Below are 16656 nucleotides of genomic sequence, written 5' to 3'. Positions count from 1 at the left end.
AGTCGGCCTGCGGTGCCTCGGGCCGTCAGTTGTGCTTGGCGCGCGAGGCGGCGCGGGCGCGCTCGCGGGCGTCCAGGTTCACCTTGCGGATGCGGACGGCCTCCGGGGTGACCTCGACGCACTCGTCGTCGCGGCAGAACTCCAGGGACTGCTCCAGGGAGAGCTTGCGCGGCGGCACGATCGCCTCGAAGGAGTCGGCCGAGGAGGAGCGCATGTTGGTGAGCTTCTTCTCCTTGGTGATGTTGACGTCCATGTCGTCGGCGCGGCTGTTCTCGCCGACGATCATGCCCTCGTACACCTCGGTGCCGGGCTCGGTGAAGAGCACACCGCGCTCCTGGAGGTTGGTCATCGCGAAGGCGGTGACCGCACCGGCGCGGTCGGCGACCAGCGAGCCGTTGTTACGGGTCGTCAGCGTGCCGAACCAGGGCTCGTGGCCCTCGTGGATCGAGTGCGCGATGCCCGTACCGCGGGTGTTGGTCAGGAACTCCGTACGGAAGCCGATCAGACCGCGGGACGGCACGATGAACTCCATGCGGACCCAGCCGGAGCCGTGGTTGGACATGTTGTCCATCCGGCCCTTGCGGACGCCCATGAGCTGCGTGACCGCGCCCATGTGCTCCTCGGGCACGTCGATGGTCATGCGCTCGGTCGGCTCGTAGGTCTTGCCGTCGACCTCCTTGGTGACCACCTGCGGCTTGCCGATGGTCATCTCGAAGCCCTCACGGCGCATCTGCTCGACCAGGATGGCCAGCGCCAGCTCACCGCGGCCCTGCACCTCCCAGGCGTCGGGGCGCTCGGTGTCCAGCACGCGCAGCGAGACGTTACCGATCAGCTCGCGCTCCAGGCGGTCCTTCACCTGGCGGGCGGTGACCTTGCGGTCCTTGACCGCGGCCTTGGCGTCCGCGCCCTTGCCCGTGCCACCGCGGCCGACCAGCGGCGAGGTGTTCGTACCGATGGTCATCGAGATCGCGGGCTCGTCGACCGTGATCAGCGGCAGCGCGATCGGGTTCTCCGGGTCGGCCAGCGTCTCGCCGATCATGATGTCGGGGATACCGGCGACGGCACAGATGTCACCGGGGCCCGCCACCTCGGCCGGCTTGCGGGTCAGCGCCTCGGTCATCATCAGCTCGGTGATGCGGACGTTGGAGATGGTGCCGTCACGCTTGATCCACGCGACGGTCTGGCCCTTCTTCAGCTCGCCCTGCTCGACGCGGAGCAGCGCGATACGGCCGAGGAAGTTGTCCGCGTCGAGGTTGGTGACGTGGGCCTGCAGCGGCGCGGTCTCGTCGTACTCGGGGGCCGGGACGGTCTCCAGGAGCGCGTTGAAGAACGGCTCCAGGTTCGTGCTGTCGGCCGGGACGGTGCCGTCCTCCGGCTTGGTCAGCGACGCGACGCCGTCACGGGCGCAGGCGTAGACGATCGGGAACTCGATCTGGTCCTCGTCCGCGTCCAGGTCCAGGAACAGGTCGTACGTCTCGTCGACGACCTCGGCGATCCGGGAGTCGGGGCGGTCGGTCTTGTTGATGCACAGGATGACCGGCATCTTCGCGGCCAGCGCCTTGCGCAGCACGAAGCGGGTCTGCGGCAGCGGACCCTCGGAGGCGTCGACCAGCAGGACGACCGCGTCGACCATCGACAGACCGCGCTCGACCTCGCCACCGAAGTCGGCGTGGCCGGGGGTGTCGATGATGTTGATCGTGATCGGGTCCCCGCCGTCCTTGGGGTGATACTTCACCGCCGTGTTCTTGGCGAGGATCGTGATGCCCTTCTCACGCTCCAGGTCGTTGGAGTCCATCATGCGCTCGTCGAGGTTCTCGGCGGCGTGTGCGGCGAAGGCTCCCGCCTGCTTGAGCATGGCGTCGACAAGGGTGGTCTTGCCGTGGTCGACGTGGGCGACGATGGCGACGTTACGAATGTCGTGGCGCGTGGGCACTTGCGGCGCTTCTCCCGGAATTGTGGTTGACGGCGCGTACGGTCCGGCACGCGCGCCCGCCGGGCATGCAGACGCCACGGCCTCGTCCCATGGTACGGGGCTGGCGCGGCAACGGCCGCCTCAGCCCGCTCGCACCCGTCCTGACCTGCTACTTCTTATAACCGATGTGCTGGTAAACGGGCGTCGCGAAGCCAAAAGCGCCCACATTGGCGAGCTGGGACCGGGCCGCGACGAGCTGCGGCTGCCGGTACAGCGGGATCGATCCTGCGGCCGCCCAGATCCGCTGGTCGGCCTGGGCGACGAGGTCCCGTGCCGCGTCCGGGTCGAGCTCGGCGGACGCCTGGTCGAAGAGCTGGTCGATCCGGTCGGTGCCGACCCGGGTGTAGTTCTGCTCGACGGTCAGCGAGCCGTCGGCGGCGGGCCGGGGCTTGGCGTAGATGGGCCGGGCGTCGGTGGCCGGGTAGGCGCTGCCGGGCCAGGAGTAGAGCGCCAGGTCGTAGTCCCCGGACGCGATGTGGTCCTCGAAGTAGCTCTTGTCGGCCACCTTCTGGACGGTCGTCCGTACGCCGATCTTCGCCAGCATTTCGGAGATCCGGTCGGCGACCGTACGGAGCTGGGCGGTGCCGGGGCCGTCGGGCAGGACGAAGCGCAGCATGAGCGGCCGGCCGTTCTTCTTCACGAAGACGGCGCTCTTGCGGGCGGCGGCGTCGTCCTTGCCGCGCGCGTGCTCGCGGTGCCCGGTGCCCTTGCCGTCGGGGCCGCTGTGGGCGTCCCCCGCGTCCTGGGCGGCCCCGGCCTCGACGGCCTCGGGCCGCTTCCGCGCCTGCTGCCCGCCCGGCCGCTGCTGTCCCGCCTCCCGTTCCGCACGCTCCGCCGCCGCGGCGAGCCGGTTGCGTTCGGCGGCGGCCTCGGCCTCGCGGGCCTGGGCGGCGCTGAGCGGACCGGCCGGACCGGTGCCCGCGGCCTCCTGACCCGCACCGGGCTTGGTGTCGTCCCAGCCCCACTGCCCGGGGCCCGCCGCGAGGGCGGTGGTCTGCCGCCGGGCGGCGTCCGCCAGTACGTCGGCCTCGTCCCAGGCGTCCGCGGCCCGGCCGCTCGCCCGCTGGTACGCGGCGTACGCGGCCGACCGGGTGTCGCCGAGCGCGCGCCGCCGCTCCGCACGCGCCGTCGCGTCGTACAGCGCCGCGCTCTGCCGCAGCAGGGCCGACCGCTGCAGGCCCGCGGAACCGGCGCCGGTCAGCGCCGAGAGGGACGCCGGGCCGGTCGCGGTCTCCGCGCCGGAGCGGGCGGGACCGCCGTGCGGCTGCCCGGCGCCCCGCTGTCCGCTCTTCCCGTCTCCCTGCCCGTTCTCCCCGTCCGTCCGGTCGCCGGGCTGTGCGTCCGTCTTCTCCTCGACGCCCCCCTGCGGCATCCGCCAGCCCGCGTCGGCCAGCAGCGCCTGGGCGGCCTCGGCGTCCTGGCCGCCCAGCGCGCCGCTGTTGTCGCGGTACCCGGGCTGCCCGGCGAGCAGCAGATGGCTGCCGACCGGCGCCGCGGGCAGCCGGAGCGGGCCCAGTACCTCCTTCGCCAGCGTGCTGCGGTCGATGGCGCGGGCCACCGCGCGGCGGACCCGCTCGTCGGTGAGCGGTCCGGTACTGCCGTTGAGGGCGAGCTGTGTGAAGGACGGGGAGAGGGCGCGGTGGACGGTGTAGCCACGCAGGTGTGCGCGGCGCTCGGCGGCGGCCGCGGCCTCCCTGCGATGCTCGAGCTCCGCCTTACGCTCGGCGTCGGTGCCGCGGGCCAGTGCCTGGTGGCGCAGCGCGTCGGCGGAGACGGCGCCGCGCGGCGCGTCGTCCCCGACGGCGGCCCGCTGGTTCCCGCCGCCCGCCGCGGTGAGCTCCTCGGCCGTGCCGCGGTCGATCTCCGCGACGTCGATCTTCCCCTTGGCCAGCGCGGCGGGCCGCTTCGAGGCGGGCAGCTCGGTCAGCACGATCTTCTTCAGCCGGGCCCGGCCGCCCCACCACTCCGCGTTCCGTACGAGGGTGACCGTGCCGGCGCCGGCGTCCCGCTTCCGCACCCGGAACGGCCCGGCGCTGCTCGCGAGCTTCTTGCGCGAGCCGTCGTTGAACGCCGCCGGGCTGCCCATGGCGCTCTTCGGGTACAGCGGCGTGAACAGCGACTGCCAGTCGGCGTACGGGCGGTCGAAGGTCACCCGGACCTCGCCGGGACCGCCGCCCTGCTCGACCTTCTCGATGCGGTCGTAGCCGGCGTTGCGCGCCGTCCAGTACGCGGCGTTCCTGCCGCGCAGCGCCTTCCACTGGGCGGCGAAGTCGGCCGCCGAGATCTTCCGGCCGTCGCTCCAGCGCGCCGCGGGGTTCAGGGAGTACCGCACGACCTGCTTCGGCTCGCGCTGGGTGACCTCGGCGGCCTTGAGGTAGTCCGGGTTGCGCTGCGGTACGCCGTTGGCGTCCACGGTGAACAGCGCGGGCAGCACAGCGCCCGCCACCATGTCCGTGCTCTCGCCGGCATCCGCCTGGAAGGCGTTGAAGGTGCCGGGGAGCTCGTCCACGGCCCAGCGCACCGTGCCGCCGTCGCGCAGCGTCGCCGGGGCGGCCGGGGCGATGTCCTGGCTGCCGGCGCCGGCCGGCTGCGCCTCGTCGCCGCTGCAGCCGGCCAGTACGGGCAGCGGCAGCAGCGCGCCGACGGTGAGGAGCGCGACCCGGCGGCGCCCGCGGCCCGCCGTCCGGCCGCCGTTCGGGCCCTGCGGTCCGACGTCGTCGGTCATCACTGTTACCTCCGGGCTCGCCCGTGCGGCGGCGCCGCCGCTGATCACATTCGGCCGACTTTGCGGCTCATCACATCTATGGCCCGTCCACTCAAAACGACGGCGTGCCCCGCGACCCGGCGACACGGCGGCCGTACTTCCCAAGGCCACCCGCCCGGCCCAACGCGTTCCGCTACGACCGGTCACGCCCCCCTATGCGCCATCGTGACCCGGAATACCGGCGAATCCCTTCCCAACCGCGACTGTGACGCGCGACACTCGCAGGCGCATGAGATTGCCGACCGCACCCTCGGAAGTGAGGGCTCGTCATGTCCTTGCACGATGATCTGACGGCTGTGCAGCGCAGCCTCGACGACCTGGTCCGCTCGGTGGGACGCCTGGAGCAGCGGGTCGGCGGCGGGCTGGAGATACGCCGGGTCCGCAGCGACACCGAGCATCTGCGCGAGAGCCTCGAACTGCTGCGCGCACAGACCACACCGGAAACCGGCGGCCGGCCGGCCCCGGCCGGAGGCCGCGCGGTCTCCGACATGGTGACCATCCCGGACGCGCCGTACGACGCCTCTCTGTGGACCGACGCCGAGGACGAGGGGCTGGGCGCCCGCGACCGCCGGGCGCCGTAGCGGGGTCTCCTGCCCGGACGTCCCCCTCGCCCCCCGTTCTCACCCCCCGCTCACGGAGACCGACGTTGGCCACAGGCACAGAACCCTCATCCACGACCGGCGCGAGCGGGGTGCACGGCCCCGCCCGCGCCGCCATCCCCGCCCGTCACCTGCGCACCGAACGCTGGTGGCTGTACCCGGCGAGCACGGCGGCCGGACTGCTCGCGTTCATCGTGTACTCGACGTGGCGGGCGTTCGCGAACGCCGACTACTACCACGCGCCCTACGTCTCGCCGTTCTACTCCCCCTGCCTCGCGGAGAACTGCGAGACCATGCGCGCGGGCCCCAACTGGGAGATCTTCGGCAGCTGGTGGGGCCTGTCCCCCGCGCTGCTGATCCTGATCTTCCCGCTGGGCTTCCGGCTGACCTGCTACTACTACCGCAAGGCGTACTACCGCGGCTTCTGGGCCTCGCCCCCGGCCTGCGCGGTCGCCGAGCCGCACAAGACGTACAGCGGCGAGACCCGCTTCCCGCTGATCCTGCAGAACATCCACCGGTACTTCTTCTACGCCGCGCTGCTGGTGGCGGGCGTGCTGACGTACGACACCGTCCTCGCCTTCCGCGACGAGAACTATGCCTGGGGCCATATGGGCCTGGGCAGCCTGATCTTCCTCGTCAACATCGCGCTGATCTGGGCTTACACCCTCTCCTGCCACTCCTGCCGGCACATCGTCGGCGGCCGCCTGAAGCACTTCTCCAAGCATCCGGTGCGGTACCGGCTGTGGGGCTGGGTCGGAAAGCTCAACGCCCGGCACGCGGCGCTCGCCTGGGCCTCGCTGATCAGCGTGGCCGCCGCCGACTTCTACGTCTACCTGCTGGCCGTCGGGGCCTTCGACGATCCGCGGTTCTTCTAGAGCTTCCAGGAAGGTGCGCACTTTCATGACGCAAGTCGAACGGCAGGGCTGGGACGTGGTCGTGGTGGGCGCGGGCGGCGCCGGGCTGCGGGCCGCCATCGAGGCCCGTGAGCAGGGCATGCGGACGGCGGTGATCTGCAAGTCGCTCTTCGGCAAGGCCCATACGGTCATGGCCGAGGGCGGCATCGCCGCCAGCATGGGCAACGTCAACGAGGGCGACAACTGGAAGGTCCACTTCCGCGACACGATGCGCGGCGGGAAGTTCCTGAACCACTGGCGGATGGCCGAGCTGCACGCGCGCGAGGCCCCGGACCGGGTCTGGGAGCTGGAGACCTGGGGCGCACTCTTCGACCGGACGCCGGACGGGCGGATCTCGCAGCGCAACTTCGGCGGGCACGAGTACCCGCGCCTCGCGCACGTCGGCGACCGCACGGGCCTGGAGCTGATCCGCACCCTCCAGCAGAAGATCGTCTCGCTGCAGCAGGAGGACGAGCGGGAGTTCGGCTCCTACGAGGCGCGGCTGAAGGTGTTCCAGGAGTGCACGGTCACCCGGATCTTGAAAGAACACAGCCTCGAGCAGGACGGCCGGGTCGCGGGAGCGTTCTGTTACGAGCGCGAGTCCGGCCGCTTCTTCGTCCTGGAGGCCCCGTCCGTCGTCCTCGCCACCGGCGGCATCGGCAAGTCCTTCAAGGTGACGTCGAATTCCTGGGAGTACACCGGCGACGGCCACGCACTCGCCCTGCTCGCCGGAGCCCCGCTCGTGAACATGGAGTTCGTCCAGTTCCACCCCACCGGGATGGTCTGGCCGCCGTCGGTGAAGGGCATCCTCGTCACCGAGTCGGTGCGCGGCGACGGCGGGGTGCTGCGCAACAGCGAGGGCAAGCGCTTCATGTTCGACTACATCCCGGACGTCTTCAAGGAGAAGTACGCGCAGTCCGAGGACGAGGGCGACCGCTGGTACGAGGACCCGGACAACAACCGCCGGCCGCCCGAGCTGCTCCCCCGCGACGAGGTCGCGCGGGCCATCAACGCCGAGGTCAAGGCGGGCCGCGGCTCCCCGCACGGCGGCGTCTTCCTGGACGTCTCCACGCGGATGCCCGCCGAGGTGATCCGCCGCCGGCTGCCCTCGATGCACCACCAGTTCAAGGAGCTGGCGGACGTGGACATCACGGCCGAGGCGATGGAGGTCGGGCCGACCTGCCACTACGTCATGGGCGGCGTGGACGTCGACCCGGACACCGCGGCCGCGGCCGGCGTGCCCGGGCTGTTCGCCGCGGGCGAGGTGGCCGGCGGTATGCACGGCTCCAACCGGCTCGGCGGCAACTCCCTCTCCGACCTGCTGGTCTTCGGGCGGCGGGCCGGGCTGTACGCGGCGGAGTACGCCGCGGCGCTGGTGGGCGGCGAGCGGCCCGCCGTGGACCCGCGGGAGATCGAGGCGGCCGAGGCGGAGGCGCTGCGGCCGTTCAGCGCGGAGGGCGGGGAGGGCGGTGACCCGCCGCACGCCGGGGGCCCGGCGGAGAACCCGTACACCCTGCATCAGGAGCTCCAGCAGGCGATGAACGACCTGGTGGGCATCATCCGGCGGCAGCCGGAGATGGAGCAGGCCCTGGACAAGCTGGCGGACCTGCGGGTGCGGGCGCGGCGGGCCGGGGTGGAGGGCCACCGGCAGTACAACCCCGGCTGGCACCTCTCCATCGACCTGCGGAACATGCTGCTGGTCAGCGAGTGCGTGGCGCGGGCCGCGCTGGAGCGCAAGGAGAGCCGCGGCGGCCACACCCGCGACGACCATCCGGAGATGGACCGCCGCTGGCGGCGCGTCAACCTGCTGTGCCGGCTGGCCAACGACGGCCGCTCCGGACTCCCGGAGGACCCGGCGCTCGCCCACATCAGGCTGGAGCGGCGGGACACGCCGGCGATCCGCGCCGACCTTCTGGAGCTGTTCGAGCGGGACGAACTGGCGAAGTACCTGACGGACGAGGAGCTGAGCTCGTGAGTTCGTACGACGCGCACTTCAGGGTGTGGCGGGGGGACGCGACGGGCGGCGCCCTCGGCGACTTCACCGTCGAGGTGAACGAGGGCGAGGTGGTGCTGGACATCATCCACCGGCTGCAGGCCACCCAGGCGCCGGACCTGGCCGTGCGCTGGAACTGCAAGGCCGGCAAGTGCGGCTCGTGCAGCGCGGAGATCAACGGCCGGCCCCGGCTGATGTGCATGACGCGGATGTCCGTCTTCGACCGCGCGGAGACCGTCACGGTCACCCCGATGCGGGCCTTCCCGGTGGTCCGTGACCTGGTCACGGACGTCTCCTTCAACTACGCCAAGGCCCGCGAGGTGCCGTCCTTCGTCCCGCCCGCCGACCTCAAGCCCGGCGAGTACCGCATGCAGCAGGAGGACGTCGGCCGCTCCCAGGAGTTCCGGAAGTGCATCGAGTGCTTCCTCTGCCAGGACACCTGCCATGTCGTCCGCGACCACGAGGAGAACAAGGAGGCGTTCGCGGGCCCCCGCTTCCTCATGCGCGTCGCCGAGCTGGACATGCACCCGCTGGACGCCGCGGCCGACGAGGGCCTGGACCGCAAGCGCGCCGCCCAGGACGCCCACGGCCTGGGCTACTGCAACATCACCAAGTGCTGCACCGAGGTCTGCCCCGAAAACATCCGCATCACGGACAACGCCCTGATCCCGCTCAAGGAGCGGGCGGCGGACCGCAAGTACGACCCGCTGATCTGGCTGGGGAAGACGATCCGCAGGCGGCAAAAATAAGCCCGTCCGGCAATTGAGGACGAGCGGCCGCCAGGCCGCGATGAGCCCGGCGGCCGCCCGCAGCGGCAAGCCAGCGGCTAGAAAAGGTCCAGCAGCGCATCCGCCGGATCCACCGGTTTCGTGTCGCCGTCGGGCAGGTCCAGTTCGAACCAGACGGTCTTGCCCCGCGGCGTACGGCGGCTGCCCCAGCCCCTGCTGAGGAGGCCGACGAGCTGGAGGCCGCGGCCGCCCTCGTCGGTGTCCCGCGCGCGCCGCCGCCGCGGCTGCGCGAGGTCCGCGTCCCACACCTCGCAGACCAGCGTGCGGTCCAGCAGCAGCCGCAGCCGGATGTCGCCGTGACCGTGCCGCAGGGCGTTCGTGACCAGCTCGCTGACCAGCAGTTCGGTGGTGTCCACGAGGGGCTCCAGGCCCCAGTCGGTGAGCTGGTCGCGGGCCAGTTCCCGGGCGCGGGCGACCGAGCGGGCCTCGGGGGCGAGGCTCCAGTCGCCGACCGCGTCCTTCGGAAGGCCGTGCACCCGGGCCATCAGCAGGGCGATGTCGTCCTCGCCGTGCCGGGTGTCCAGCGCGGACAGTACGTGGTCGCAGGCGTCCTCCAGCGGCCGGCCGGCCGCCGACAGGGCCGTGCGGAACGCCTGCAGGCCCTCGTCGAGCGGGTGGTCCCGGGACTCGACCAGGCCGTCGGTGTACAGCGCGAGCAGCGCCCCGTCCGGCAGCTCGACCTCGGTCTCCTCGAAGGGCTCGCCGCCGACGCCCAGCGGCATGCCGGGCGGGACATCAAGGAGGAGAGCGTCCTCGCCCTCCTCCACCAGGACCGGCGGCAGATGGCCGGCGTTGGCGAACGTACATCGCCGGGTGACCGGGTCGTAGACGGCGTACACGCAGGTGGCGAGGTAGACCTCGGAGAGATCGGCGGCGCGGTCGGTGCGCCGGGAGCCCGTGTGCGTACCGGCGTCCGCGCCGGCTTCGATGTCCGCGTGCTGACCCGCGCCACCCGCCGCTCCACGACCCCGCAGGCCCGCACGCCGCTCGCTGCCCGTGGCACCCAGCCCGCGCGCGATCTCGTCGAGCGCCGACAGCACCTCGGCCGGCTCCAGGTCCAGCAGGGCCAATGTCCGTACCGCCGTACGCAGTTCACCCATGGCGACGGCGGCGCGCAGGCCGCGGCCCATGACGTCGCCGACGACCAGGGCCGTGCGGTGGCCGGGCAGCTCGATGACGTCGAACCAGTCGCCGCCGACCTCGGTGGCGGTCGTGCCGGGCAGATAGCGGCAGGCGATGTCCAGGCCCGCCGCCTCGGGGTCGCCGGGCGGCAGCAGGCTGCGCTGGAGGATCAGCGCGCGCTCGTGCTCGCGGCGGTACAGCCGGGCGTTGTCGATGCAGACGGCGGCGCGCGCCGCCAGCTCCACGGCGAGCGCGGTGTCCCGCTCGCCGAAGGACTCGCTGCCCTTCGTACGGGAGAACTGCACCAGGCCGACGACGGTGTCGCGGGCGACCATCGGCACGGCGAGCGTGGAGTGCACCACGGCGCCTCCGAGCTCGGGCCGCTCGTCGTCCGTCTGCCGTCCCGGGATGATCTGCGCCTCGGCCGTACGGAGCGCGCCCGCGCAAGGGGAGTTGAAGGGGAAACGGTGCACCGCGCCGACCGCGACCGGCGTGCCGTCGTCCTCCGCCGCGTCACCGCCCGGGGCGCTGCCGCCGCTGCCGCCCTCCGGGAGCGGCCCGTCGGACACGGCACTGGCGAAGGCGACCCGGCGCAGCTCGGCGCTGCCGTCGGTCATGCCGGGCGGCGCCTCGTCCCCGGCCAGCAGTCCTTGGTACAGGTCGACCGAGGCCAGGTCGCAGAACTGCGGTACGGCGACGTCGAGAAGGGTGCGGGCCGTGGTCTCCAGGTCCAGCGAATTGCCTATGCGCGCCCCCGCCTCGTTCAACAGCGCCAGATTGCGGCGGGCGTTGGCGGCCTCCCGCTCGGCGCGGCGGCGGCCCGTGACGTCCTGGGCGAGCGCGGCGACGCCGATGGGGCGGCCGCTGGCGCTGTGCAGCCGGTACAGCGACACCGACCAGCGGCGGCGCTCGTCCGTGCCGTGCGGGGTGCCCACCAGCTGCATCTCGGCGACCGGCTCGCCGGTCTCCAGGACCCGGCGCAGCGCGGCGTTGAGCCGGTCGGCCTCGGGACGGGGCAGATACTCCTCGGGCGACGCGCCGTTGTACCTGCTCGGCGGGCCGCCGAAGACGGTGGCGAAGCGCTCGTTGACCCGGCGCAGCCGCAGATCCGTGCCGAAGAGCATGAATCCGATCGGGGACTGTCCGAAAACCGCCTGCGCGGCGGCGAGATCGGTCTCGATGCCGCGCAGCGCCCGTACGTCCACGACGAGGCAGACCGCGGCCCGTTCACCCGTGCCGGTCTCGGACGGCATGACATAGATCTCGGCGAGGCCGTCGACAGGGGCGTCCGGGCCCGTGCGGTAGGGCACCAGGCCGGTCCACTCGCGGCCGTCGAGGATCTCGCTGACCGTGCGGTGTCCGGCCTCGCGCAGCTCGCGCGGGACGAACGCCTCCACCGGGTCCTGGCCGATGGCGTCCTTGGCGGGGATGCCGAGCATGTCGGCGGCGCGGCGGCTCCATTGCTCGATGCGGCCGTCGGGGCCGAGGGCGAAGGAAGCGACGCGGATGTAGTCATAAATCGATCCGGGCGCGCTGCTCTGCCAGACGGGCGGGCCGTCCGGTACGTCCATCCGGCCCGACCCATCCCTCATCGCAGGGTGTTCCTCACCCGCTGACATCTCGCTCACGAGCCCCGTCCCCTCCAGCTCATCGTGCCCGCACCGGACAGGCCGAGTATCCAGCAACACGGCTATCCGGAACACGGTCTTCACGATCACAGCACAGTCTCGATCGCAGGTCATCGACGAGTTCTCGATGAAACTGCAACGATCGCGACCCACCCAGACTCATAACCAGACACGGTGCGCTCCAACCTCCCCACCAGGCACGAAGCAGTGATTTCTGCGCGACGGCCACAGGGGGCGCGATCGCCCGGTGGGTGTCAGCCGGTTTCGGCGAGCTCGAACCACACCGTCTTGCCGCTCCTGCCCCGTCGGGTGCCCCAGCGGCGGGCGCTGCATGCCACCAGCTGCAGTCCGCGTCCGCCTTCGTCGTCGGGCGCCGCCGTGCGCTCGCGGGGCGGGTCGGGCAGCGGGTCGGACACTTCCACGAGGAGGTCGCCGCCGCGCAGCCGGACGATCCGTACGCCGATCGGCCCGCTGGCGTACCGCAGGGAGTTCGTCACGAGTTCGCTGACGAGGAGGACGGCCACGTCCACCGCCGGCTCCATGTCCCAGTCGCGCAGCGTCTCGCGGACCATGGCACGGGCCGTACGGACCACGCCCGGCTCGGCCGGGAAGCTCCACTCGGCGATCGGGGGGATCGCTGCCGTCCCCAGCCGGCGGGCCTGCCACGCAGGAGACCCCGAGGGACCTGCCGCTGCGCTCTCGCTCACGCCGATCACTTCCCCAGCCCGATGCTCCCCCGGCGGTTTTGTACATTTTGAGGGGGGTTAATCAGCACATACCCGATATCAGGGTTCGGTTATCGCCCCAAGAGGGTCAACCAGGTGCATCGTGGCGCGAACGGCGTAGCCCATCAATCGAGCGCCCCCTGCCTCATGAGCCGGTTCATCGCCTCGGCGACGGCCGGCCGGTCCTGATCCAGCCAGTCCACCGTGTCCTCGTCGCCCGGCGGCAGCCAGCGCAGCACATCGTGGTCCTGCAGCGGCCGCGGCGTCCCGGAGACCAGCCGTACGGTCCACACCTGGAGGACCAGTCCGGGTTTCAGCGGCCACTCCCCGGGGATGCGCGCCAGCGGCTCGACCGTGACGCCCAGTTCCTCGCGCAGCTCCCGTACGAGCGCCTGCTCGGGCGTCTCGCCGTCCTCGACCTTGCCGCCGGGCAGCTCCCAGCGCCCGGCCAGCTCCGGCGGCGCGCTGCGCCGCGCGGCCAGCAGCCGCCCCCGGTCCAGCACCGCTCCGCCCACCACCACGCGCACCGCACTCATGCGCGGCAGCCTATGCGGCCGTTACTCCCTTTCCGCCACGGCCCTTCGCGCCGCGGCCCTTCCCGCACCGGTCCCGGCAGTCCGCCGCGGCGGCCGTCAGGCCGTGGCGCGGTCGACGCGCTCGACCACGTAGAGCCGCTCGCGGGCGCGGCCGCCGAGCCGGTCGGCGACCTGCTCCGCCTCCGTCCGAGTGGCATACCGGCCGACGCGGTAGCGGTTGCCGTTGTCGTCCTCGCGGATGACCAGCCACGGCAGTACGGCGCCACTGTCGGTCATCGCGCTCCTCCGTCCGCCGTCCGGCGCGCCGCGGCGCGCCCGTCCTGCACTAACACCGAAAACCCGATCCGCATATGCCCGAGCCTACGCCCGACCTTCACGCACCGGATACGTCTTTGCACAAAGAGGCACCGAACCGGCCATGTCACCGTCCACATCCGTCCTTCCGCGTCACTCGTACCGCTGACGGGACCGGCCGGCGGGCCCGGAAACGGCGGCCGCCCGGCACCGAGACGGTGCCGGGCGGCCGGACGTGTGCGGGCGACGGGTCAGGCGTTGGCGCCGACCTTCTCGGCCGGGTCCCGGCCCTCGTCGCCACCGTCGATGGCCTTGTCCCGCTCCGCGGCGGCGCGCGCCTCGGCCTCGGCCACGAGGAGCGAGGGGTTACGCCAGGAGCTGCGCACGCCCCAGTAGTAGAAGGCCAGCGCGAGCACCACGACGACCACGAGGTCCACACCCTGCGGGATGAAACCGCGGCCGCCGAACTCCGTACCGCCGCAGTACGACACCGCGGCCATGACCAGCAGGTACGCGACCATCCAGGCACCGGCCTTCAGGTGCGGCTTCAGCTCGGCCCAGGGCTTGCGCAGCTCGTACCAGGCCCAGACGGGCAGGCCGGCGGCCATGATGAGGATGACCTTGCCGGTGAGCGGCCAGCGGCCCCAGTACAGGACGAGCGAGCCGAAGACCATCGCGACCGGGGCGATGACGGGCATCGCCCGCAGGTTCACCGGGCGCTTGAGGTCCGGCGAGAGGCGGCGCAGCGACATCACGGCGACCGGCCCGGTGATGTACGAGATGACGGTCGCGATGGAGACGATCTCGGCGAGCGAGCCCCAGCCGCGGAAGACCGCGAGGAAGAGGAACGCGATGACCAGGTTGAGGACCAGGGCCGGGCGCGGCACGCCGGTCTTCTTGTCGACCTTGCCGAAGATGCCGGGCAGGTGGCCGTTCTCCTGCACGCCGTGAATCATGCGCGAGGTGGTGGCGGCGTAGATCATGCCGGTGCCGGACGGGGAGATGAAGGCGTCCGCGTACAGCAGCATCGCCAGCCAGTTCAGGCCCCAGGCGAGCGAGAGGTCGGCGAGCGGGGAGTTGTAGCCCAGGCCCTCCCAGCCGCCGGCCTTGGTCAGGTCCGCGGTGGGGACGCCCCCGAGGAAGGCGACCTGCAGCGCGATGTAGATGACCAGCGCGATGACGATCGAGAGGATGACCGCCTTGGGCAGCGACTTGCCGGGGTTGCGCGCCTCGGCCGCCATGTTCAGCGGGGACTGGAAGCCGTTGAAGGCCCAGACGATGCCGGAGAGCGCGACGGCGGTGAAGACGGCGCTCCAGCCGTTGGGCGCGAAGCCGCCGTGGTCCGTCACGTTGCCGGTGTCGAAGTGCGCCATGATCAGCGCGCCCGCGGTCAGGACCGGGACGACGACCTTGAAGACCGTGATCGCGGTGTTGGTCTTCGCGAACAGCGTGATCGCGAACCAGTTCAGGAAGAAGTAGAAGACCAGCAGCACGCTGGCGCACACGACGCCGGAGCCGGTGAGCTCCTTGCCGTCGTACAGGCCCTGCGCCCAGCCGAAGTCCCACGAGCTCATGTACTGGACGGACGCGGTCGCCTCACCGGGAATGACGGAGACGATCGCGATCCAGTTGGCCCAGGCGGCGAGGTAGCCGGCCAGCGAGCCGTGCGAGTACTGGCCGTACCGGACCATGCCGCCGGCCTTGGGGAACATCGAGCCCAGCTCGCTGTAGGTCAGCGCGATGGTGAGGGCGACGGCCGCGCCGATGACCCACGCCAGGATGGCGGCAGGACCGGCAATGGCGGCGGCGCGCTCGGCTCCGAACAGCCAGCCGGAGCCGATGATCGACCCGAGTCCCGTGGCCGTCAGGGCGATGGTCCCTAGGGACCTGCGGTAGTTCGAGTGGGAGCCCTGCTCCGCGCTCGGGGTCTTCGGCGTGCTCAACGTGCTTGGTCTCCTGATCTTCCCCCACGGCCGTGCACAAACTTCGCCATCGTAAGAGCGAAACGGAAGATCAGAATCCAAGGTCCGGTCAAATGCCCCTGTTCGCTTGGGTGATGTGAGTTTTTCAACATCGCAAAGCGAGGGGCATATAGGGATATTACTGGGCGTTCTGGGGCGCAAACGTGGTGGTTACGCACCAGTACGGACGGTGGTGTGCCGACGTCAGTCCGCAGTCGGCACAGGGCACTTCGCTACCGGGAACGGCGCCGATTCACGGTCACTTCACCGGGAGGTGGTACGCGATCCGGTGCCGGTCGGCGAGCATGACCACATCGGCGGTCTCCACGGGGCGGCCGCCCGCGTAATACGTCCGCGAGATGACCAGTACGGAATGGCCGGGCACACCGCCCAGCACCATCGCCTCCTCGGCCAGCCCCGGCCGGGCCCCGACCTCCTCGACGACGTTGTCGACGATCACGTCGATGGCCGCCATCCGCTCGACCACACCGCGCCCGGCCAGCGGCCCCTCCTCGGGCAGCATCACGGGCGTCCGGCCCGTCACCTCCAGCGGCTCCCAGGAGGTGGAGAGCATCACCGGCTCGCCCTCGGTGCGGAAGAGATAGCGCGTCCGCATGACCCGCTCGCCCGGCCTGATGCGCAGCCGGTCGGCGATCGCCTCGCTCGCCTCGTCCTGCTCACTGCTGGACTCCCAGGTCCCCTTGACCTTCTCGTCCGACTGCTCCTGGCGGAACGGCGTCGCGCCGGCACCGGTACGGAATCCGGCGCGGGCGATGCGGCGCTGGACCGGGCGCTCGCGGACGTACGTCCCCGATCCCGAGCGGCCCTCCACCAGTCCTTCGGCCATCAGGACCTTGCGCGCCTCCAGCGCGACCGTGTCCGAAACGCCGTACTCCTCGCGGATGCGGGCTTGCGAGGGGAGGCGGGTGTGCGGCGGCAGCACGCCGTCGACGATCTTCTGACGCAGGTCACCGGCGACACGGAGGTACGCGGGCTGCTCACCGAAAGGCACATGCCCTCCCAAGGGCTTGACAGTCAGCAACAGCGTGGCAACCCACCGTTGTCACCCGCAAGCCTGGGCCACTTATTCACCCGATGTGATGACATGCAGCTCAGCAGGCACAGCAGTGGGCACACTCGTGCGCCCGGCGCGCGCCACGGCCGCGCGCCGGCGCCCCCGGAGGTCCCCGGAACCGCCCACAAGCCCCCGCGACCGGCAAGGATCAGCCGTTTCCGACGGGCCCGTTTCCGCCATCCCCGGCCACCGCACCGTGGCATCCTCGAAGCAGGCGTACGCCGTCCACCGGTGTGCCGCGCAGGGACGCGCACGCGGTGCGCCGCCCCGGGAAGGAGCCCCTCGTGCCCGCACCCGACCCCACCG

Annotated in this window: 12 protein-coding genes; 4 read left to right on the top strand and 8 right to left on the bottom strand. The window is 71.7% G+C overall.

Features of this window, described 5'->3' with window-relative positions:
- Nucleotides 1-25 precede the first annotated feature (25 nt).
- Together typA and CCS38_RS23035 are read right to left on the bottom strand one after the other, a co-directional pair.
- A complete protein-coding gene (gene typA, locus CCS38_RS23040) occupies nt 26-1933 on the bottom strand; it encodes a translational GTPase TypA (protein ID WP_223735219.1) in 1908 nt (635 codons plus the stop codon).
- 148 nt (nt 1934-2081) lie between these two features.
- The gene (locus CCS38_RS23035; RefSeq protein WP_223735218.1) at nt 2082-4697 is read right to left on the bottom strand and encodes an ABC transporter substrate-binding protein; all 2616 of its coding nucleotides are present in this window, start codon (nt 4695-4697) and stop codon (nt 2082-2084) included.
- A 308-nt stretch (nt 4698-5005) separates the two neighbouring features.
- On the opposite strand from CCS38_RS23035, the gene CCS38_RS23030 reads away from it, so the two are divergent.
- The 4 genes from CCS38_RS23030 to CCS38_RS23015 all read left to right on the top strand — a co-directional run bounded on the left by CCS38_RS23030 (nt 5006) and on the right by CCS38_RS23015 (nt 8970).
- Nucleotides 5006-5317 (top strand): Rv0250c family protein, encoded by a 312-nt coding sequence (locus CCS38_RS23030; protein ID WP_223735217.1) that lies wholly within the window; start codon nt 5006-5008, stop codon nt 5315-5317.
- Between the two features lie 65 nt (nt 5318-5382).
- Nucleotides 5383-6210 (top strand): succinate dehydrogenase subunit SdhC, encoded by an 828-nt coding sequence (gene sdhC, locus CCS38_RS23025; protein ID WP_223735216.1) that lies wholly within the window; start codon nt 5383-5385, stop codon nt 6208-6210.
- A 25-nt stretch (nt 6211-6235) separates the two neighbouring features.
- Entirely contained in the window at nt 6236-8203 is a 1968-nt protein-coding gene (locus CCS38_RS23020; RefSeq protein ID WP_223735215.1) for a fumarate reductase/succinate dehydrogenase flavoprotein subunit, read from the top strand.
- The gene (locus tag CCS38_RS23015; RefSeq protein WP_223735214.1) at nt 8200-8970 is read left to right on the top strand and encodes a succinate dehydrogenase/fumarate reductase iron-sulfur subunit; all 771 of its coding nucleotides are present in this window, start codon (nt 8200-8202) and stop codon (nt 8968-8970) included. Before CCS38_RS23020 ends, CCS38_RS23015 begins: the two co-directional genes overlap by 4 nt.
- A gap of 77 nt (nt 8971-9047) precedes the next feature.
- Here CCS38_RS23015 and CCS38_RS23010 read toward each other — a convergent pair whose 3' ends face one another.
- The 6 genes from CCS38_RS23010 to CCS38_RS22985 all read right to left on the bottom strand — a co-directional run bounded on the left by CCS38_RS23010 (nt 9048) and on the right by CCS38_RS22985 (nt 16287).
- Nucleotides 9048-11723, bottom strand: coding sequence for a SpoIIE family protein phosphatase (locus tag CCS38_RS23010; RefSeq protein WP_223735213.1), 2676 nt, complete (start codon nt 11721-11723; stop codon nt 9048-9050).
- Nucleotides 11724-12013: 290 nt separating this feature from the next.
- Nucleotides 12014-12409 carry an ATP-binding protein gene (locus CCS38_RS23005; RefSeq protein ID WP_030263980.1) on the bottom strand — a complete coding sequence of 132 codons (396 nt, stop codon included), beginning with the start codon at nt 12407-12409 and terminating at the stop codon, nt 12014-12016.
- Between the two features lie 200 nt (nt 12410-12609).
- Entirely contained in the window at nt 12610-13020 is a 411-nt protein-coding gene (locus CCS38_RS23000) for a (deoxy)nucleoside triphosphate pyrophosphohydrolase (RefSeq protein ID WP_223735212.1), read from the bottom strand.
- Between the two features lie 96 nt (nt 13021-13116).
- Nucleotides 13117-13296 carry a hypothetical protein gene (locus CCS38_RS22995; RefSeq protein ID WP_030263977.1) on the bottom strand — a complete coding sequence of 60 codons (180 nt, stop codon included), beginning with the start codon at nt 13294-13296 and terminating at the stop codon, nt 13117-13119.
- A gap of 269 nt (nt 13297-13565) precedes the next feature.
- The gene (locus tag CCS38_RS22990) at nt 13566-15257 is read right to left on the bottom strand and encodes an APC family permease (RefSeq protein ID WP_223735211.1); all 1692 of its coding nucleotides are present in this window, start codon (nt 15255-15257) and stop codon (nt 13566-13568) included.
- Between the two features lie 277 nt (nt 15258-15534).
- On the bottom strand, nt 15535-16287 hold the full coding sequence (locus CCS38_RS22985; RefSeq protein WP_223735210.1) for a GntR family transcriptional regulator: 753 nt from the start codon (nt 16285-16287) through the stop codon (nt 15535-15537).
- Nucleotides 16288-16656: the final 369 nt, after the last annotated feature.

The organism is Streptomyces purpurogeneiscleroticus, assembly GCF_020024005.1.
GTDB classification, from domain to species: domain Bacteria; phylum Actinomycetota; class Actinomycetes; order Streptomycetales; family Streptomycetaceae; genus Streptomyces; species Streptomyces purpurogeneiscleroticus.
This window is presented reverse-complemented; position numbering and strand designations above follow the sequence as displayed.